Source organism: Bacillus sp. ISL-75 (assembly GCF_018613095.1).
Map to the genome: position 1 here is coordinate 29,426 of NZ_JAGGQX010000052.1, position 20,268 is coordinate 49,693.

The following is a 20,268-nucleotide window of genomic DNA, read 5'->3' on the forward strand; positions in this document are numbered from 1 at the left end:
TCACCACAACAGTATTAATGGACTGACAATCATATAAAAAGGGGGAAATTGAAATGATATGGCTCCAGGCGCAAAAACTGGCAGTGGTGGCAGCGGGTTCATTGTTAGTTGCACTAGCGATGAATTTATTTTTAATACCCGCAAATGTTTATTCAAGTGGATTTACTGGAATAGCACAACTACTTTCAAAGGTGTTAAGTGACTATACTCCTATCCATGTTTCACTAGGGTTCTTATTATTATTGCTGAATATTCCTGTGGCCATTTTAGGCTGGAAAAAGGTAGGGAAATCCTTTACCGTCTATAGCTTTATAAGTGTTGCTCTGTCCTCGTTGTTTTTAATACTAATTCCTATTAAACAAGTTTCGAATGATATCCTTCTAAATGCTGTTTTTGGTGGTGTCATCCAAGCTGTTGGCGTCGGGATTACGTTAAAATGGGGGGCTTCAACAGGCGGAGTCGATATCATTGCAATGGTTTTATCGAGAATGAAAGACAAGCCGATCGGACCCTATATGTTGGTTATAAATGGGGTGATTATTATAACAGCTGGATTTTTGTATGGCTGGGAGAAAGCCCTTTACACCCTAGTTACTCTATACACGTCGACGAGGGTAATTGACACTATCCATACAAGACATGCCAAGTTAACCGCGATGATTATCACCAAAAAGGCAGATGAAATGAAAAAAGCTATTCAGGAGAGACTTGTACGAGGAATCACGATGCTTCCTGCTAAAGGGGCATTTTCAAACGAAGCGAGAGAAATGTTGATGGTGGTTATTACTCGCTACGAGCTTTTTGATTTGGAAAGAATTCTTAAGGAAGTGGACCCAAACGCCTTTACAAATATCATTCAAACTACAAATATCTATGGTTTTTTTCGAAAGGAATAGAAGTTATATGGAAAAGCGGAAGCGCCTGGTTAGGTGCCTCCGCTTTTCTTTTTAAGTCATCTGTTCAAGCTCTTGTTGCATTTGTTGGAGCTGTGCTTGCTCTGCTACAGTCGAATTTGCATAAGCAGAACTTAATGCATTTTTAGCTTTCGCGACAGCAGAATCAAGATCAGCTGGGTCGGCAGACTTCGCCATCTCAACAAATCTTCGTGCTTCTTGGAACAATTGGTTTCCCATGTTATATTCCTCCAAGCGAGGATTCTTGCACATTGGACATCTTCTGAGCTTCCGCTTCAGCGTAAGTCATGTGATAAGGAATACGTTCAGCATGCTTACTGACCGTATCCACTCCTTGCTGGACAAAGCGTTTTGATTTGTTTCGTTTACCCATTCGAATCCCTCCAATATGCTCATAGCTCATATTGAAACAGCAACGCTGCCTCAAAAAATAGTATGTACCAAAATGGGAAGGTTCATTTAGGTAAACAATGGCGAAATGGGTGTTAATATTTTATATTTAACAAATCCGCCAAATATTGAGCAACACCATCTTCTTCGTTACTTAAAGTGACGTCATTAGCAATATTTTTCGCTTTGTCGATTGCATTTCCCATGGCAATCCCATGCCCAGCATATTCAAGCATTTCAAGGTCGTTGTCTTCATCGCCAAACGCAATAATTCTCTCAGCGGGAATACCATAATAATCAGAAGCCTTTTTTATCCCCACAGCCTTACTTAAGCCAACCTTTATAATTTCAATCACATGCCATGGAGCGGCCCAACTGCGATGATCGATAACTTCTGCATGGACAGCCGATAAGTGTTCGCGAATTATCTTTAGTTGATCCTCCTCCGTATGAATTAACAAACTCGTGGGTGAATCATTTAAATAATTTGCCAGATCTCCCGTAGTGATTTTTGGATTGCCAAAGTTGAAAATATCTAACAGCTTTTCATCGTGGTAATGGAAGTAAACATCATCGATCACTTCGGCAATTATATTATGGAAGTGGAAACTTCTGCACGCTTCCACAATTTCTTTGGCAACCTTTATATCAAGAGGTTCATGATAATATCCCCAGTCAGGTTTTCGAGGGTGATGCATAAATGCTCCATTGAAATTGACAATCGGAGTGTCCAAATCCAATTCCCGATAGTACATCTCACTGGAACGATAAGGCCTTCCTGTTGCAATCATAACGATATGACCTTGTTCTCTTGCTTTTTTAATAATTCCGTGTGTTTTTAATGATATCGTTTTATCATCTTTTAATAATGTCCCATCTAAATCTAATGCAATTAGGTGTCTATCTGTCATAATAACTCCTTCTAATTATAATTTTCATCGCTAATAAAGTGCGTCGCTTTAGGAAAAAATTTATATACATGTTACACTGCAATTATGAATTTAATACTTTGTGGAATTATTAATTCCTATATTTACTATGTTAACAATTTTATATCTAAACTGTAAAAAAATTCACACCAAATGATATAAAAAAACTATATACTTTTTTTAACTAAGTCTCAATCTTGGCATGCTTGATAATTTGCTATAATAGAGTGGGACAAAGATAATGAAGGAGTGGATCAAACATGAATGAAGAACTAAAAGAAAATATCATGGGTGCCTTAGAACTAGTAATCGACCCCGAACTAGGAGTAGATATTGTTAATTTAGGATTAGTATATAATGCTGAAATGGATGAAGAAGGAAACGTAACGATTACCATGACGTTAACTTCAATGGGCTGCCCACTTGCTGGAACAATTGTTGACCAGGTTAAACGGGCATTGGCCGACATTCCGGAAATCAAAGAAGTAGAAGTAAATATTGTTTTTAATCCTCCATGGAATAAAGAAATGATGTCACGTTATGCGAAAATCGCATTAGGAATTCGCTAAGCTTAATTAGAGGCTTTTGAACTCTCAGTATAATAAGCGTATTTTTTAGAAACAGCAGATTTTCTGCTGTTTTTGTATTTTCCTTCACGATTCAGACATATCTAGCTTACAGAATGTGAGATAGTTCACTTTTTTCAAATATAAACACCTTTATAATACAGATTAATAAGGCTGTTGGATTTGAATAGCCGTTATTAGGAGGCGTTTCATATGGCTATTAGCCGAGATTTTAATAAAGACCCTTTTATCGTAATATGGGAACTCACTAGAGCTTGTCAATTAAAGTGTCTGCACTGCCGTGCCGATGCACAGTATAAAAGGGATCCGCGTGAACTAGCTTTTGAAGAAGGAAAAAATCTAATTGATCAAATATATGAAATGAACAATCCGATGCTTGTTTTTACTGGCGGAGACCCGCTGATGAGAGAAGATGTTTTTGATATTGCGAAATATGCAGTTGAAAAAGGCGTACGGGTATCAATGACCCCAAGCGCGACACCAAATGTAACAAAAGAAGCAATTGAAAAAGCAAAAGAAGTAGGTCTTGCTCGCTGGGCATTTAGTATTGATGGTCCTAGGGCTGAGATTCATGACCATTTTAGAGGAACAGCTGGATCATTTGACCTTACCATGGGAAAAATAAAATATTTGCATGAAGTTGGATTACCCATTCAGATTAATACGGTGATTTCCCGTTACAATATTGACTACCTTGATGAAATGGCAAAAATGGTTGAAGATTTAGAATGCGTGTTATGGAGTGTCTTTTTCCTAGTGCCAACAGGAAGAGGTCAACAATCAGATATGATTTCTCCAGTTCAACATGAAAAAGTATTCAGATGGCTATATGATTTAAGTAAGCGCGTGTCTTTTGATATCAAAACAACAGAAGCCATGCACTACAGACGTGTTGTGATACAACAAAAAATGCGCGAAGCGAAGGAAACAACAGATGAGATTGAGTATTTAAGCGCATTAACAGAAAAAGGATTAACAGGCTCTATCGATGGTTTAGGACGAGCACCAAAAGGTGTTAATGATGGTAATGGTTTTGTTTTCATCTCCCATATTGGCGATGTATATCCAAGCGGACTATTACCCGTTAAAGCTGGTAATATTCGGGAAACGCCATTAGCAGAAATTTATCGTGAATCACCAATTTTCCAATCTCTAAGAAACCCAGATCTTTTTAAAGGGAAATGTGGTGTCTGTGAATTCCGTCATGTTTGCGGGGGATCAAGGTCTAGAGCTTATGCAATGACTGGAGATTATCTAGAAAGCGAGCCATTCTGCGTTTATATTCCTAAAGCATTAAGAGAAAAGCAAGAACAGTAATTAAAACCGATAAAAAAGGCTGCCTCATTATAGTGAGACAGCCTTGCGTATTTTGATAACTGCAAATAAGTAAAGGCCAGCCTATTCGATACTGCAATAAACGGCAGAACAATTTTCACAGTCGATTTCATTTTTTAAGTATTGTAAATCCAATATTGAGATCTTTCCTTTTTTAACTGAAATGATTTTATTTTTTTTTAGTTCACTAAGTATACGGTTTGTACTCTCACGTGAAGTACCGCAGAAGTTGGCAAGTTCTTGGTTGGTTAACGGCAGATCTATTAAGATCCCATTATCTTTTTGAATACCATAACTATTCGACATACGGATAAGAGTTGAGAAAAGGGCACCTCGTTTTCCATTTAAAACGAGGTCGCGAAATTTTGTTTGTGTTTTCCGGAAATGATCACTCATCCATTTCATAAATTCAAAAGCAAGCTTACTGTTTTGGAAAATCTCACTTTCGATTATATCCTTTTTTATTGCTACGATTTCTCCTTCTTCAAGAACCATTGCACTTAATAAATATCTTGGGTTATCAGTAAATAGGGTTAATTCCCCGCATATATCATTTTCTCCACAAATTCTTAATGAAAGTTCACGGCCATCTGAAGTAATTTTACTGATTTGAATTTTGCCGGAAATGATAATGTAAAGTTCTTCCGCAAGCATTCCTTCTTGAAATAAAAAGCTTCCTTTTTCACTTTTAAATTTCCGGTCTGCAAATTTAAGCAATTCTTTTATTTCAATTGAATGAGTTGGTTTCATTATTGCTGTCATCAGCTTCACCTCAATGTGTCATATTAACAACCATCTATTTTCCATCGTGATCAATGTTTAGTTTGTTAGTACCATTTTATCTTATGAGGAATCAATAAGAAGAAGTAAACAATGACAATATAGTGAAAACTCATATGAAATTAATCATGTTTATTTATTTTCCATTAAAATTATCGTTTAAATGAATAAAATCTGTAGAGGAAATTTTTTTCCAAAACAGTTATTTATAGATTGTAAAACTTCTGCTAAGATAAGAATTGTATTAAAAAGTATTGTTATAGTGAATAAAGTAACAGTTTTCTTATCTAAAGACTGGTACACTGAATATCATTAGGTTCCTTAAAATAATGGAGTTGATATGGAATGGAAAAAACCATTATTAAAGATAAATTAAATAGACCATTGCATGACTTAAGAATTTCTGTGATTGATCGATGTAATTTCCGTTGCCAATACTGTATGCCAGCAGATCAATTTGGTCCTGATTTTGAGTTTCTTCCTAAAAATGCTTTGCTATCCTATGAAGAGATCGAACGACTAGCGAAAATATTTGTTAGTTTGGGTGTGGAAAAAATTCGCCTAACTGGAGGAGAACCTCTTCTTCGAAGAGATATGCCCATTCTTGTTAAGAAGCTGTCAGCTATTGAGGGCTTACTTGATATCGGATTAACGACGAATGGTGTGCTCTTGCCGAAATTTGCCAAAGATTTAAAGGAAGCAGGACTCAAAAGAGTAAATGTAAGCCTTGATACCTTAAACGATGAATTGTTTGGCCAAATTAACGGGCGTGGAGTTGGAACTGGGCCAGTTTTGGAAGGCATTGAAGCAGCGAAACAAGCAGGTCTTGGGGTCAAAATTAATATGGTTGTCAAAAAAGGTTTGAATGATACTGAAATTATTCCAATGGCAGAGTACTGCAAGGAGAACAGTCTGGAGCTTCGCTATATAGAATTCATGGATGTTGGCTCCACGAACGGCTGGAAAATGGATGATGTTATTACAAAAAAACAGATATATTATTTGTTAAAAGAACAATTTGATCTTGAACCCGTTGACCCAGCCTATTACGGAGAAGTGGCAAAGGTGTACCGCTATAAAGATAAAGATGTGAATGTAGGATTTATCACATCTGTTTCGGAATCGTTTTGTTCAAGTTGCACTCGTTCTCGACTTTCAGCGAATGGTCAGATTTTTACTTGTTTATTTAATGGGAATGGGCATGATATCCGTAATTTTATGAGAAACGGTGCCTCTGACGAAGAAATCCGTGAGCGGGTGAGCGCCATTTGGAATGGACGAGATGACAGATATTCAGACGAACGAACAGCTGAAACGCACAAAAACCGTAAAAAAATAGAAATGTCCTATATTGGTGGTTAAACTCTCTTCCAGGAAGAGAGTTTTTTTGTACAAAGAAACAGCCCGCTTTAAGAAAAGCGGACTGTTGATTTTATTAAAGATACCTAGGAAATAGGATGTTGTTTTCAAGATGCACATGCATAAAGGTTAATCCTTCTAATGCTTCCAAGCGTGCATATACTAAACGGTACGTACCGCATGCATCCAGAGGTAGAGTGTAGTCAGAAGTTACTGCGCGGATCTCTCTTAAAATTTCACCGGCATGGTCATGTTCTTTTTCTAATTCAACAATCATTGCAATTGCTTCCTCACGATTCTCCACGGTTCCATCCGCAAGCTGCTTAATTAATGGGAATACAACAGCTTCCTCTTTCGCCATATGCTCCATCAATTCTTTTTTGAATTCATAGAAGAGTTCGTAAACCTTAAGTAACTCTGGATGGTTATCTCCATGGACACGTGAAACCTTCGTTACATAGGGACTTAGCATAGTTAGTTCCTCTTCAGATACACGATGGTAGTTTGAAATAACATGATCAATAATTGTAGTTGAATCAGAATTAGTCCAAACCTCAACATCTTTCTCGGTGTTTTCGTATTTTTCAAAAACTTCTTTTAATTCATCTAACAAAGTATCAAGGTTAAGCTTATTTTGAGCAACTGCTTCTGTTAATGGGATATTACCACCGCAGCAAAAATCGATTCGGTTCTTTTTGAAAACATCACTTGTTTTAGGTAATTCGTTAACAATATCTTTAACTAATGAATTGGCTGTAATTGTGAAACTCATCTTTAATTTCCTCCCAAAGTCCAAGATTAAATCTAACCTAATCATAATGGAAAATAGAAAAAAACTAGGTGACCAGAATCACACATTCCCTATGATTTTATATTTTTTGGCAAGATTCTTTTATTTTGTGACATTTGATATGTTAGTTAGTTTTTAATAAGCTTATAATGTTGATTAGTCGATGACTATTAGTACATATCACAATGGATAGATATTTGTTTAAGGCAGGAGCTGATTATTTTGTTCGAAAGAAGAAGACCGATACCAATTGGAGAAGCGGTCAAAAGCATAATGGAATATCAATTACTTGGTGTGACCGAACAAGTTTCGATAAATGAAAGCTTTGGCCGCTTTTTATCGGAGGATTTGATCGCAACTAGCGATGTGCCTCATTTTGACCGTGCACCGTATGATGGCTTTGCTGTTAGGTCAATCGATACACGTGAGGCTTCACTATCCAATGTAGTTGAATTTAAAGTGGTCGATCACATCGGCGCAGGAATGGTTTCTACTAAAGTAATAGGAGAGCACCAAGCTGTTAGAATTATGACTGGCGCAATGATGCCAGTGGGAACAGATGCTGTCGTTATGTTTGAGGTGGCTAAGGCCTACGAAAAGAATGGAATCCCATATATGTCCATTAAACGCAGCTTTAAAAAGGGTGATAACGTTTCGTTCAGTGGTGAAGATGCCAAGCAGGGTGAGGTTTTGGTGAAAAAAGGTACATTGATAAATCCTGGAATTCAAGCCATGCTTGCAACGTTTGGATATGAACGAGTGTCCGTTGCGAAAAAGCCACGTGTTGGATTGTTTGCAACAGGGACAGAGCTTTTAGAAGTAAATGAAGCCTTAGTTCCAGGAAAAATTCGTAATAGTAATTCACATATGATTGCAGCCCAAATTGAAAGAACGGGAGGCATTGTTCACTATTTTGGAAAGCTTCCTGATGAATTTGACACTTGCTTTGAAGCAGTCCAAAAAGCAATAAATGAAGTAGACTTATTAATTACCACCGGCGGGGTTTCAGTTGGGGATTTTGATTATCTGCCTGCTATCTATGAAAAGCTTGGGGCAGAGGTTTTCTTTAATAAGGTTGCCATGCGACCTGGAAGTGTGACGACGGTTGCACAGCACAATGGGAAGCTTCTCTTTGGACTTTCGGGTAATCCTTCGGCTTGTTATGTAGGCTTTGAATTGTTTGCCCGCCCAATTATCCGTAGGATGCTTTTTTCAGAAAAACCTCACCTTCGTAAAGAGCAAGCACTTTTAGAAGTCGATTTTCCTAAAGCCAATCCATTTACAAGGTTTGTCCGAAGTTCCACATTTATTGATGCAGGAAGACTAAAGGCAACACCGAGTGGACTTGACAAGTCTAACATTATTATGAGCCTTTCTGGAGCGAATTCGTTGATGATTCTTCCAGGCGGAACTAGAGGCTTTACAGCCGGAAGTGAAGTGGATGTCCTCCTGCTTGAAGACCAGGTTGGCAGTATGTGGCCGTGGTAAAGCCTGTCGTCTTTCAAGTGGTTGGTTATCAAAATAGTGGTAAAACCACCATAACAGCCAAAATGATCGAAGACTTAGTAAAAAAAGGACTTAAAACAGTTACGATTAAGCATCATGGTCATGGAGGAAGGCTGGCAGCTCTGCCGCAGAAAGATACAGAAAAACATCTAAATGCAGGTGCTCTTGCCTCGATTGTGGAAGGGGATGGAAGTTTAATGTTACAGGCTGACAATTTCTATCCATCACTAGAAGATCAGATCGAGTTAATGAAATTCTTTCATCCAGATGTAATATTAATCGAAGGCTATAAGTTTAAGTCCTTCCCGAAGTTACTGCTATTAAGAGATGAAAGTGACCTTTCTTTGTTAGATACCGTAAGTAATGTTTCTGCTATTGTGTATTGGAAGGAAGAAATGCAGGAGCAAATCACATCAAGAATCAATGTGCCCAGCTTTCATATCAACGATGAAGGTGCATTAATCTGGACTGCGCAAGTACTTCAGGAGCTTGTTCATAATATTGATCAAAAAAGTTAATAAAATTGTCAAATCTGTTACTTTTATCACAGCTTTAAATATGGATATACTCTACAATACAATTTAGGGGATATAATGTTTGTTAAAATAGAATTATGGGTCTTTAATGGAAATACAGCAATCACTCATCAGATAACCGAACTAGAGATGATTGAAGTTACCTAGTAGATGATATAGATTTGCTGTACTTCCCTTTTAACCTAAACAAATTTGTCACAAAAAGAAGGCGGAGTCCTTCTTTTTTACTGTAATTATGTGATGTGTTTCACTTATTTTTCCGCTCAGCTGGCTTATATTTAGGTTAGTCAAGGAAGAGGAGTGAAAATGATGAAGTTATTTTTACCGAAACAACATGGTGCATGGGCAATGCTAATCATCCCTTTTTGGCTTGGTGTCATTGAAGGAGGGTTTATGTGGAAGCATGTTCCATTTTTCTTTGGATGGCTCCTATTATACTTGGCGACCTATCCGATGCTTCTTTTATTTAAAAAGAAAAAACTTCAGTTTTATACTATATGGACACTTGTATATATGATTCCATCCCTATTACTTTTACTTATTCCACTTTTGGAAAGACCAACTATTTTTTATTTTGGTCTTCTAATGATTCCGTTTTTTATACTAAATGCTTACTTTACTTCCAAAAATCAAGACCGTGCTTTTATGAATGATCTCTCTGCTATTTTTGCCTTTTCAGTTGCTGGATTAGCAAGCAGTTATTTAGGACACGGTGTTATAAACATAGAGATGCTTGTTTTCACCTTTGTAACTTCGGTCCTGTTTTTTGTGGGCTGTACTTTTTATGTCAAAACAATGATTAGGGAGAAGAAGAATACCCAATTTAAATGGATTTCATGGATTTACCATTTTATGTTAGTGACAGTGTGGTTCGGAGTTGGCTTTTGGATCGTTGCTATGGCATTTATCCCAAGTCTTCTGAGAGCTATTATATTTTATGGGAAACCATTATCGCCTAAACAAATTGGCATTTACGAAATAATAAATTCAGCTATATTCTTTACGATCATGGCCATTCAAATAATCTTATTAAAATAAAAAAATCGGTCGATATGACCGATTTTTTTGCTTTATTTTAAGTTGTTTGCCAGCAGCAATTCTAATCAACTTTACAGATTTCAGTTGGACAATCTTCACAATCAATTTCCCGTTTTAAATACTCTAAATCATGAATAGTAATTGTTCCTTTATCAATTGACAGGATATCGGCCTTACGTAAATCGCTTAACAAGCGATTTACTACTTCTCTTGATGTACCACAAAAATTGGCTAACTCTTGATTGGTTAGTGGTAATTCAATTAATATTCCTTTATTGGTTTTAATTCCATAATTATTGGTAATTCGAATAAGTGTGGAATAAAGAGCCCCTTTTTTTCCATGAAGAACCAAATCACGAAACTTGGTTTGTGTTTTTCGATATTGCTGACTCATCCACTTTATGAATTCAAATGAAAGTGCCAGATTTTGTGAGAGTTTTTCCTCAAGCGTGTCTTTCATAATAACGGCTACTTCACCACTCTCGACAACACGTGCACTTAATAAATATCTTGAAGAAGGGGAAAATAAGTTTAATTCACCAACAAAATCACCCTGCGAGCACATTCTTAACGTAAGTTCTCTTCCGTCAGGGATGATCTTGCTGATTTGAAGAATGCCACTTTGAATAATATACAATTCATCGGCTACAGATCCTTCTTGAAATAAAAAGGTACCTTTTTCAATTTTTTTTATATGGTGAACGGTATCAAAAAGATGGGACAGTGTTACCGGCATTTCTTTTACTGACTGCATACTCATAACCACCTTTAAAGGTACGAATTCAATGCTCATTTGATTTTAAAAAATGACAGTCAAGGTTTAATTTGCTAGATAATACTATAATTATATTGTTAACAAAGAATAATTAGCAACAAATGAGCGATAAGTTCATACAATCGTCAAAAGTTTGAAGAATCTTTGCGTATTTCTTAGGAAATAATGTCGACTAATAATATAATTTGCAAAAAATTCCAATAATGGACCGCTAACAAAAAGGTAATAATAAAGATGTAGAATAGAAGGAGGGAAAAAAATGGGTCAAAATCATCAGTTTAAATCAGGAAAAAAAGCACCTAATAATGGTGTGTATGTTGAAATCGGTGACACGGAAAGCCCTGTTAATAATCCAAAAAAAATAAAGCTAAAAGCAGGGGATACATTTCCTGAAACATCAAATGATGAACGTGTTTGGACATATCAGCGGAAACCATAAATAAATAAATAAGGAAAAGTCATCCATGGGGTGGCTTTTTCTTTTGCCTGCGCCTTGGCGTTTGTGGGCAATTTTTGCTGTTTTTCTTCTTTGCAAAAATTTACTTTTTATATATGAAGTTTTATAATAAAAGGAAAGGTCAAAATTGGTCAAAAAGGGTGTGATAAAAAATGGACATGAATCGAATGACAGAAAGGTTACAAAAGGGGCTAATGGATGCTCAGTCACTAGCTGTCAAAGAAAATCATCAAGAGATTGATGAACCCCATTTGTTTTTATGTTTAATGGATCAAGAAGATAGTCTCATTTCTTCTATATTAGAAAAGTCAGGTATCCCTCCCGAAAAAATTAGAAAGAACCTTACTGCTGCTCTTGCTAAAAAACCAGAGGTTACGGGAAGTGGGGTTGAACAGGGAAAACTTTATATCACAGCCAAGCTGCAAAAACTTTTTGTCAGTGCCGAGGAGTTTGCCAAAAAGTTTTCTGATGAGTATTTATCGGTTGAACATCTTCTGTTAGCTGCAGTCTACGCGAAGGATTCAGAAATGCGAAGGCTTTTACAAAACGTTGGAATTCAACCAGACAAAGTTTTGCAAGCAATTAAAGAAATTAGGGGGAACCAAAGAGTGACATCACAAAATCCAGAAGCAGGATACGAAGCACTAAAAAAATATGGACGGGATCTTGTTGCTGAGGTTAAAGAAGGAAAAATGGATCCAGTTATTGGCCGTGATTCTGAAATCCGCAATGTAATTCGGATATTATCAAGGAAAACAAAGAATAATCCTGTTTTAATCGGTGAACCTGGTGTAGGGAAAACTGCTATTGTGGAAGGGTTGGCACAAAGGATAGTTAGGAAAGATGTACCGGAAGGACTCAAGGATAAAACAATTTTCTCATTGGATATGAGTGCGTTAATTGCTGGAGCCAAATTTAGAGGTGAGTTTGAAGAAAGATTGAAAGCAGTCCTAAATGAAATCAAAAAAAGTGAAGGACGAATTTTGTTATTTATTGATGAAATTCACACGATCGTAGGAGCCGGTAAGACGGAAGGCGCGATGGATGCAGGCAATATGTTAAAACCAATGCTTGCCCGTGGTGAACTTCATTGTATTGGAGCAACTACTCTAGATGAGCACCGAAAATATATCGAAAAGGATCCAGCGCTTGAACGTAGATTTCAGCAGGTATTGGTTCAAGAACCAAACGTTGAAGATACCATTTCAATCTTAAGAGGGTTAAAAGAACGATATGAAGTGCATCACGGTGTTAAAATTCATGACCATGCCTTGGTTGCTGCAGCCACATTATCTGATCGTTATATCACCGATCGTTTTTTGCCTGATAAAGCAATTGATCTAGTCGATGAGGCTTGTGCTTTAATACGTACTGAAATAGATTCAATGCCTACCGAATTAGATGAAGTAACACGCAGGGTTATGCAATTGGAAATTGAAGAAGCTGCCTTAAGTAAAGAGGTTGATGATGGGAGCAAGTTGAGGCTGGAGGCACTCCTAAAAGAACTAGCTGATTTAAAAGAAACAGCCAATGAAATGAAAGCAAAATGGCTTCAAGAGAAACAAAGTATACAGAAATTGCAGGAGAAAAGAGAACAACTGGAAAAGCTTCGCAGGGAGCTTCAACAAGCTGAAGATAAATACGATTTAAACCGAGCGGCAGAGCTTCGCCACGGTCAAATTCCGTTAGCAGAAAAAGAGCTAAAGGAACTCGAAACGGCAACTGCAAAGGACGAACGTATACTTCGTGAAGAAGTTACTGGAGAAGAAATCTCCAATATCGTATCAAGATGGACAGGAATACCTCTTTCTAAACTAGTAGAAGGGGAGAGAGAAAAGCTGTTAAAATTGGAATCGATCCTACACGAAAGAGTCATCGGTCAGAATGAGGCAGTAAATTTGGTGGCGGATGCAGTACTCAGGGCTCGTGCTGGAATTAAGGATCCTAATCGACCAATTGGATCGTTTTTATTTTTAGGCCCGACAGGTGTTGGGAAAACGGAGCTTGCGAAAGCATTGGCCGAGTCTTTATTCGACAGTGAGGAACATATTATACGTATCGATATGTCTGAATATATGGAGAAGCATGCTGTTTCCCGCCTAATTGGAGCCCCTCCAGGCTATATTGGCTATGAAGAAGGCGGACAGTTGACGGAAGCAGTAAGGAGAAGACCATATTCTGTTGTTTTAATGGATGAAATTGAAAAAGCTCATCCTGAGGTATTTAACATTCTCTTACAAGCGCTTGATGACGGAAGAATTACAGATTCAAAAGGGCGTGTCGTTGACTTTAAAAATACAGTTATTATAATGACTTCTAATATTGGCTCACATTTTTTACTAGAACGTAGTGAAACCGAGGTTGAAATCTCTGAAGAGGTAAGGGAGAAAGTGATGAGTCAATTACGGGGACATTTCCGTCCTGAGTTTTTAAATCGAATCGATGAGACGATCCTCTTTAAGCCGCTATCATTGGATGAAATAAAGAATATCGTTGCCAAAATGATGAGAGAACTTCAAAATCGTTTAAAACATCAACAAATTGATATAATCATTAATGAGAAAGCAAAAGAATTCATTGCCGTAAATGGATTTGATCCAATTTATGGGGCAAGGCCTTTAAAACGATTTATTCAAAGAAACATTGAAACCAAGCTAGCCCGTGAAATAATCGCTGGCAAGTTACATGATCAGTCAAGAGTGGAAATAAATACTAACGATGGTGAGATTACTTTATCGGTTTATTAAATACCTATAGAAAAAGGTCATCCATTAGATAGGATGACCTTTTTCTTAATGTTTTGTCGCAGGCTCGTTAGGAATTATTGCAGCAGCAATGTAAATCAAGACCGTTACCCCAACTGAAGCAATAGCAGCAGGCATAAATTCATATTTAGCACCTGCAGTCATTGAACTCACTACATATGTAAGCATTTGCACTAAAAGAAATGACCAGAAAAAGGTCCAAAAAAATCGCACTATTTTTCACCTCTAACCTATTTTACATCTTCATTTATATTATCATATGATTCTGAAATGATAAAGTGAAACTTCCGCCAGTGGTAAGTAATACCATTCAGGCTATTCCGAGCATTTTCCGTTTTTAAAAGGGTGATTACTAATTTTCCAGATGAGTTTAATAAAAATAGGCTAACCCCCCTTTCATCTTTAATGAGGCGGCATACAATACTGTGAGGAAATATGTAAAAGGAGATTTATCTATGGAGAATCGTAATTTTCAGATGGATACCCAATGGAATATTATTCACTACCCTGAAAAGCCTACCGGATTTGGGATCTTAATAATTGGAGATGAAAGACATTTTGTCGATGAAAGTAAATGCTTTTGGACACAAAATGAAGGAAGGTTAGCTATTGTTAACCAGCTTAAAGAAAAAGGGTACACCATTTTTTCCTCAAATCTATATGGGCGAAACTGGGGGAGCAATAATGCAGTTGAGCTTGCCGAGAGGTTATACCAGCATGTCATAAGAAGTGAAATATTAAATAACAAAATCCATATCTTAGCCGAAGGTATGGGGGCACTGGTTGCCATAAGTTTAATGGAGAAAATGAAAGGGCGGATACGGTCAATTATTCTGCTCACCCCAATTATTTCCTTGAAAAACCATCTTGAACAAGAAAAGGAACATAAATTCTTTTATAAAAAGTTAATGAGGGAATTAGTAGCAGCACATCAAATGGACCAACATGTACTCGAAAACCATATTTTCAGTATGGATGATAAAATAAATCTTCAATTTGGATGTCCAGTTAAAATTATTCATGTCCTTTCAGGGGGGAAATCGTATAACCAATCTAAAGTGTATCACCAAATAATCAGTGACTCAGAAATAAACCCTACTTTCATTCTTCCTGAAAAAAAACAACAGCTTGGCCATATGATGTTAAAGTTTTTCAACAACCATGAATCGATCCTCTAGGCTGGTCCTCCCCAAAAAGAAATATTTCCTTAGCGATACGCATAGGATTCATTAAGGTAAGTATGGGGAGGAATATTTTATGGACAAGGCAATTATATTTGGGATGTTTGACTTTGTTGGTTTTCACGTTGGCAAAAACCTGCTCAATAAAGGAATAGAGGTCAATGGCGTTCATATAGATGAGTTTGATAATATAGATTTTCTTGATGAAAAAAGACTTGAAGTCGGTCGAAATGCAAACTTTCTGGAAAAATCGTTATTCGAGTTGGAGAATAGTCCTAGAGAAGACATAAGTAATACAAGGCTTATATTTTCTATATATGACTTATTTATGCTTAAAAAGGAACAAATTTTACAAAATGAAGAGGTAATAAAGCCGATTATTCAGTATATAGAGGACAATAACAAAAATGCGAATATCGTTTTTATTCTTCCAATTCAAATGCTTACCAGAACATTTAGGGGAAAAGAAATTGAGGGATTCCTAAGTAGGATAAACGGATTAGTAAAGAATACACAGATATTGTATTTACCTGCTATTTATGGTCCATGGCAGCCGTTAACTTTTTTGTTTCAACAAGCTATTGTTTCCAAATTTAAAAAGACAGATATAACTCATGAAGAACGGGAATGGATAAGCGATGTCATATTTGTTGATGATGCCATTGAATCAATCTTAGAAATCATAGAGAAAGGAAAACCTGGGAGTTATTTGATTGAAAGTGGAAGTGATGACCAATGGTTCAGGTGTGCTTCTTACCTAAAAATCGATGAAAATCAGGCTCGGTTAAGTAACTTATCATCAATACAAGGTGATCTTCCAGTATTAAAAGTAACAGTAAGAAAGGTAACCCCAATTTCAGCTTCTATCCTGGCACAAATGGAACATGTGCAGCGATTGTATGAAAATCGTTTATAAGGCAATTGGCATACTGTTTGAAAGAATCATGAAATATATGACCATATAAAATAAAGATCCAGATGTGTTGTGGTTTTAAAATTGTCTTTTCATTTATTTGTTGAAAGGTTAGAATAAAATTGGAAAAAGCAGTCATAGAATTATTTTCCTTTGTTCTATAAATTAATAATGTAAAGGAAACGTGTTATAGAAATGGCAACAGTACGAAGGAGATGCATGAAATGATAAACCGTTTCGGAATCATACTTTTATGCCTTTTTTTGCTTGGGGCCTGCGGAGAGACAAAATCTACAGGTAAAATAAAAAAGGTTGGATTGTTAGTACCTGAAACGGTCAATGACCAAGTATGGGGGACGAAGGGCTTTAAAGGTTTGTTAAAAATACAGTCAAAATTTGATGTGGATGTGTTTTATAAAGAAGGAATTAATTCAGAAGCAGTTGTCGAACGTGCAGTAGAAGAGTTTGACCAAAAAGGGGTAAATCTAATATTCGGCCATGGGTCTGAATATGCTGAATACTTTAATAATCTTTCTAAAGATTATCCTGATATCCATTTTATTAGTTTTAATGGTGATGCTAAAAACAAAAACACAACTAGTCTGAATTTTAAAGCACACGCGATGGGTTTTTTTGGAGGAATGGTTGCTGCACATATGTCAAAAGCACAAAATGTCGGTGTTATAGCCGCTTATGAATGGCAGCCAGAGATTGAGGGCTTCTATCAGGGGACTATGGCTGAAAATAAAAACACGAAAGTTAGTATAGAATATGTTGGAAATTGGGATGATGAAATAAAAGCAGTTCAATTAGCAAATGACATGATGGAAAAGGGAATTGATGTGATTTATCCTGCAGGTGACGGGTTTAATGTGCCAGTAATAGAAACAGTAAAGGAACACGGCATGTATGCAATCGGTTACGTTTCGGACCAATCTGATTTAGGTGAATCTACGGTATTAACAAGTACCATACAGCAGGTAGATATTTTATATGAAAAGGTTGCAGATCTATACAATAAAGGGGAACTAAAAACAGGTAACCTTTCCTATGATTTTCAAGACAATGTTATTTCACTTGGTAAATTTAGTCCTCATGTAAACAAAGAATTCATTCAGGAGATAAACAATCAAATTGAAGATTATAAAAAAACAGGAAACTTGCCAAAATGAAAAATTGAAGGAGTACATATGAACAGTCAAGATAAAACATTTCAATTTATGCAGATCGCGATGAAATACTTACCAGAAGCAAAGGAACAATTGGACACGGCTGGTGTGGAATTATCAATGGAATTAATCGAGCCATTCATGAATCTTTTTACAAAGGTCATGCAAGAAGCATATGAACTCGGTCTAGCTGAAGGTCGAAAAGAAATATAAAGAGAAAGTAAGCTCTCGTAATAGGGAGCTTATTTATTTGTTTGGCTATGTTAAGGATTATTGTTGATTTTATAGCCAAGTTGATTGGAGCGATGCGCCTCGAGCGGAAATCATCTGCCAAGTTTAATTGAGTCATTTTTTTATTGGAATATACTTAAGCGAAGAGAGAAATAAGAAGAAACAGTTGCTTAAAATAGGTTTTATTTGATAAAATTAGTACCAAGTCATAATAATTGATATTAACTTTAGGATATAGAGAATCTTGCGAAAAAAAAGGAGTTGGATCTTGTGAAAGCAGGTATTGTAGGGATTGGCAGGTATTTACCAGAGAAAATTGTCACCAATAAGGATTTAGAAAAAATAATGGATACCTCTGATGAATGGATTCGTACAATGACAGGTATCGAAGAAAGAAGAATTGCTGCCGATGATGTTAATACATCTGATATGGCATTTGAAGCAGCAAAACAGGCCATTCAAGATGCCGGAATTACCGCTGAAGAGATTGATTTAATTTTGGTAGCTACCGTTACACCTGATACTCCTTTTCCATCGGTTGCCTGCAGAATTCAAGAAAGGCTGGGGGCAAAAAAGGCGGCAGCGATGGATGTCAGTGCAGCATGTGCTGGCTTTATGTACGGAATTGTGACAGCGAAACAATTCATTGAAACCGAAGTTTATAAATATGTCCTAGTCGTTGGCGTGGAAAAGCTTTCGAAAGTTACCGACTGGAGTGACCGCAATACTGCAGTATTGTTTGGGGACGGCGCTGGTGCCACCATTATTGGACCTGTTTCAGAAAATCGCGGAATCCTTTCCTTTGAGCTTGGAGCAGATGGTACTGGATCAAAACACCTTTACCAGGATGAATATATTATTATGAATGGTAGAGAAGTGTTCAAATTTGCTGTAAGGCAAATGGGGGAAAGCTGTATCAATGTTCTCGAAAAAGCAGGTTTAACAAAGGATGATGTTGATTTCCTTATTCCTCATCAGGCCAATATTCGTATTATGGAAGCATCTAGACAAAGATTAGAGCTGCCAGTCGAAAAAATGTCCAAAACGATTAATAAATATGGTAATACTTCTGCTGCATCGATTCCAATTTCGATTGTGGAAGATGTAGAAGAGGGAAGAATTAAAGATGATGACCTCATTGTCATGGTTGGCTTCGGAGGAGGCTTAACTTGGGGAGCAATTGCAATTAGATGGGGAAAATAAAGAGATTTTTTTTGATAAATAACCATACGAAACAAGATACGAAATGAAGGAGATAGATAATATGGAAAAGCGCAGGGTCGTTGTAACAGGCGTAGGTGCAGTAACGCCACTTGGAAATGATGCTGAAACAACATGGAAGCACATATTAGAAGGTAAATCAGGGATTGGGCCATTGACAAGAGTTAATGCAGATGAATATCCTGCAAAAGTTGCCGCAGAATCTACTGATTTTAACCCAGAAGCCTTTATGGATAGAAAAGATGCACGCAAAATGGACCGTTTTACACAATTTGCAGTTGCATCGGCATTAATGGCAGTAAAAGATGCTAATTTAACTATTAATGAAGATAACTCCCATCGTGTTGGAGTATGGATTGGTTCTGGCATCGGCGGAATGGAAACATTTGAACAGCAATACGAAATATTTCAGAAGAGAGGCTACAAGCGTGTAAGCCCATTCTTTGTACCAATGTTGATTCCTGATATGGCAACAGGACAGGTTTCAATTATACTTGGGGCAAGAGGCTTCAATTCTTGTACAGTAACTGCCTGTGCAACAGGAACTAATTCCATAGGTGATGCCTTTAAAGTAATTCAACGCGGCGATGCAGATGCAATGGTGACCGGCGGAGCGGAAGCACCAATTACAAAAATGTCTGTCGCAGGCTTCTGCGCGAATACGGCTCTTTCAACAAATCCAGACCCGAAGACAGCTAGCAGACCATTCGATAAAAACCGCGATGGCTTTGTTATAGGTGAAGGTGCCGGGATCATTGTTCTGGAGGAACTTGATCATGCATTAGCACGTGGTGCTAAAATCTATGCCGAAATTATTGGTTATGGGGCAACTGGTGATGCCTATCATATAACTGCACCAGCACCTGGTGGTGAAGGTGGTGCCCGTGCAATGAAAATGGCTATTAATGATGGCGGATTAAATCCTGAGGAAATTGATTATGTAAATGCCCACGGGACTAGTACTGACTATAATGACAAGTTTGAAACCCTTGCGGTGAAGGAAGTATTTGGCGAACATGCATATAAATTAGCAATCAGTTCAACTAAATCTATGACAGGACACCTTCTAGGTGCAGCAGGTGGTGTAGAAGCGATTTTCACTGTTTTAGCAATAAGAGACAGCATCCTTCCTCCAACTATGAATTATGAAACACCTGACCCTGAATGTGACTTAGATTATGTAGTCAATAAAGCACGTTCGAAAGAAATTAAAGCAGCCATGAGTAATTCGCTAGGCTTTGGCGGCCACAACGCAACGATTGTTTTCAAAAAATATGAATAAGTAAAAAATTCGGCCGGAGATGATTTCTGGTCGAATTTTTTTTGAGAAATAATAATAATACCTCAGAAATACATGAACCACTTTTGTTACGTTTAATAAACTGATCAGAG

At 37.0% G+C, this 20,268-nt stretch carries 22 protein-coding genes; 15 read left to right on the top strand and 7 right to left on the bottom strand.

Annotated features, from left to right (window positions below):
• The first annotated feature begins 53 nt into the window (after window positions 1-53).
• A complete protein-coding gene (locus J7E63_RS20290; RefSeq protein ID WP_215015583.1) occupies window positions 54-896 on the top strand; it encodes a YitT family protein in 843 nt (280 codons plus the stop codon).
• Between the two features lie 51 nt (window positions 897-947).
• Here the strand turns inward: J7E63_RS20290 and J7E63_RS20295 are convergent, their stop codons facing one another.
• The 3 genes from J7E63_RS20295 to J7E63_RS20305 all read right to left on the bottom strand — a co-directional run bounded on the left by J7E63_RS20295 (window position 948) and on the right by J7E63_RS20305 (window position 2,215).
• On the bottom strand, window positions 948-1,133 hold the full coding sequence (locus J7E63_RS20295) for a DUF3813 domain-containing protein (protein WP_088086046.1): 186 nt from the start codon (window positions 1,131-1,133) through the stop codon (window positions 948-950).
• Between the two features lies 1 nt (window position 1,134).
• A complete protein-coding gene (locus J7E63_RS20300) occupies window positions 1,135-1,287 on the bottom strand; it encodes a hypothetical protein (RefSeq protein ID WP_168242474.1) in 153 nt (50 codons plus the stop codon).
• A 112-nt stretch (window positions 1,288-1,399) separates the two neighbouring features.
• Window positions 1,400-2,215, bottom strand: coding sequence for a Cof-type HAD-IIB family hydrolase (locus J7E63_RS20305; protein ID WP_251033640.1), 816 nt, complete (start codon window positions 2,213-2,215; stop codon window positions 1,400-1,402).
• Between the two features lie 278 nt (window positions 2,216-2,493).
• On the opposite strand from J7E63_RS20305, the gene J7E63_RS20310 reads away from it, so the two are divergent.
• Together J7E63_RS20310 and J7E63_RS20315 are read left to right on the top strand one after the other, a co-directional pair.
• On the top strand, window positions 2,494-2,802 hold the full coding sequence (locus J7E63_RS20310; protein ID WP_088086048.1) for a metal-sulfur cluster assembly factor: 309 nt from the start codon (window positions 2,494-2,496) through the stop codon (window positions 2,800-2,802).
• A 210-nt stretch (window positions 2,803-3,012) separates the two neighbouring features.
• A complete protein-coding gene (locus J7E63_RS20315; protein ID WP_215015585.1) occupies window positions 3,013-4,137 on the top strand; it encodes a TIGR04053 family radical SAM/SPASM domain-containing protein in 1,125 nt (374 codons plus the stop codon).
• An 81-nt stretch (window positions 4,138-4,218) separates the two neighbouring features.
• Here the strand turns inward: J7E63_RS20315 and J7E63_RS20320 are convergent, their stop codons facing one another.
• A complete protein-coding gene (locus tag J7E63_RS20320; RefSeq protein WP_215015587.1) occupies window positions 4,219-4,917 on the bottom strand; it encodes a Crp/Fnr family transcriptional regulator in 699 nt (232 codons plus the stop codon).
• A gap of 363 nt (window positions 4,918-5,280) precedes the next feature.
• Between J7E63_RS20320 and moaA the strand changes: the two genes are divergently transcribed.
• A complete protein-coding gene (moaA, locus tag J7E63_RS20325; protein ID WP_215015589.1) occupies window positions 5,281-6,297 on the top strand; it encodes a GTP 3',8-cyclase MoaA in 1,017 nt (338 codons plus the stop codon).
• Window positions 6,298-6,370: 73 nt separating this feature from the next.
• Here the strand turns inward: moaA and ric are convergent, their stop codons facing one another.
• On the bottom strand, window positions 6,371-7,066 hold the full coding sequence (ric, locus tag J7E63_RS20330) for an iron-sulfur cluster repair di-iron protein (protein ID WP_215015591.1): 696 nt from the start codon (window positions 7,064-7,066) through the stop codon (window positions 6,371-6,373).
• A 240-nt stretch (window positions 7,067-7,306) separates the two neighbouring features.
• Between ric and J7E63_RS20335 the strand changes: the two genes are divergently transcribed.
• The 3 genes from J7E63_RS20335 to J7E63_RS20345 all read left to right on the top strand — a co-directional run bounded on the left by J7E63_RS20335 (window position 7,307) and on the right by J7E63_RS20345 (window position 10,164).
• The gene (locus J7E63_RS20335) at window positions 7,307-8,572 is read left to right on the top strand and encodes a molybdopterin molybdotransferase MoeA (protein ID WP_215015593.1); all 1,266 of its coding nucleotides are present in this window, start codon (window positions 7,307-7,309) and stop codon (window positions 8,570-8,572) included.
• Window positions 8,560-9,108 (top strand): molybdopterin-guanine dinucleotide biosynthesis protein B, encoded by a 549-nt coding sequence (mobB, locus tag J7E63_RS20340; RefSeq protein WP_215015595.1) that lies wholly within the window; start codon window positions 8,560-8,562, stop codon window positions 9,106-9,108. The genes J7E63_RS20335 and mobB overlap by 13 nt, the downstream gene beginning before the upstream one ends.
• Before the next feature lie 324 nt (window positions 9,109-9,432).
• The gene (locus tag J7E63_RS20345) at window positions 9,433-10,164 is read left to right on the top strand and encodes a YwiC-like family protein (protein WP_308161983.1); all 732 of its coding nucleotides are present in this window, start codon (window positions 9,433-9,435) and stop codon (window positions 10,162-10,164) included.
• 61 nt (window positions 10,165-10,225) lie between these two features.
• Here J7E63_RS20345 and J7E63_RS20350 read toward each other — a convergent pair whose 3' ends face one another.
• Window positions 10,226-10,918, bottom strand: coding sequence for a Crp/Fnr family transcriptional regulator (locus J7E63_RS20350; RefSeq protein WP_374193766.1), 693 nt, complete (start codon window positions 10,916-10,918; stop codon window positions 10,226-10,228).
• A gap of 280 nt (window positions 10,919-11,198) precedes the next feature.
• Between J7E63_RS20350 and J7E63_RS20355 the strand changes: the two genes are divergently transcribed.
• Window positions 11,199-11,378, top strand: a complete 180-nt coding sequence (locus J7E63_RS20355; protein ID WP_214713194.1) for a YjzC family protein — start codon at window positions 11,199-11,201, stop codon at window positions 11,376-11,378.
• A 170-nt stretch (window positions 11,379-11,548) separates the two neighbouring features.
• Window positions 11,549-14,143, top strand: a complete 2,595-nt coding sequence (gene clpB, locus J7E63_RS20360; RefSeq protein WP_215015612.1) for an ATP-dependent chaperone ClpB — start codon at window positions 11,549-11,551, stop codon at window positions 14,141-14,143.
• Between the two features lie 45 nt (window positions 14,144-14,188).
• On the opposite strand, the gene J7E63_RS20365 is transcribed toward clpB, so the two are convergent.
• Window positions 14,189-14,374: a YjzD family protein gene (locus tag J7E63_RS20365; protein ID WP_215015614.1), complete on the bottom strand. Its 186-nt coding sequence runs from the start codon at window positions 14,372-14,374 to the stop codon at window positions 14,189-14,191.
• A 242-nt stretch (window positions 14,375-14,616) separates the two neighbouring features.
• Here J7E63_RS20365 and J7E63_RS20370 point away from each other — a divergent pair, with 242 nt between their 5' ends.
• The 6 genes from J7E63_RS20370 to fabF all read left to right on the top strand — a co-directional run bounded on the left by J7E63_RS20370 (window position 14,617) and on the right by fabF (window position 20,158).
• On the top strand, window positions 14,617-15,339 hold the full coding sequence (locus J7E63_RS20370) for a hydrolase (protein WP_215015615.1): 723 nt from the start codon (window positions 14,617-14,619) through the stop codon (window positions 15,337-15,339).
• 79 nt (window positions 15,340-15,418) lie between these two features.
• Window positions 15,419-16,258: a Rossmann-fold NAD(P)-binding domain-containing protein gene (locus tag J7E63_RS20375; protein ID WP_215015616.1), complete on the top strand. Its 840-nt coding sequence runs from the start codon at window positions 15,419-15,421 to the stop codon at window positions 16,256-16,258.
• A 221-nt stretch (window positions 16,259-16,479) separates the two neighbouring features.
• Entirely contained in the window at window positions 16,480-17,427 is a 948-nt protein-coding gene (locus J7E63_RS20380) for a BMP family ABC transporter substrate-binding protein (RefSeq protein ID WP_215015617.1), read from the top strand.
• 18 nt (window positions 17,428-17,445) lie between these two features.
• Window positions 17,446-17,637, top strand: a complete 192-nt coding sequence (locus tag J7E63_RS20385) for a ComZ family protein (RefSeq protein WP_214713189.1) — start codon at window positions 17,446-17,448, stop codon at window positions 17,635-17,637.
• Window positions 17,638-17,925: 288 nt separating this feature from the next.
• On the top strand, window positions 17,926-18,858 hold the full coding sequence (locus J7E63_RS20390; RefSeq protein WP_214713188.1) for a beta-ketoacyl-ACP synthase III: 933 nt from the start codon (window positions 17,926-17,928) through the stop codon (window positions 18,856-18,858).
• A gap of 61 nt (window positions 18,859-18,919) precedes the next feature.
• Complete coding sequence (gene fabF / locus J7E63_RS20395) at window positions 18,920-20,158, top strand: beta-ketoacyl-ACP synthase II (RefSeq protein WP_215015618.1); 1,239 nt, start codon at window positions 18,920-18,922, stop codon at window positions 20,156-20,158.
• The last annotated feature ends 110 nt before the right edge of the window (window positions 20,159-20,268 follow it).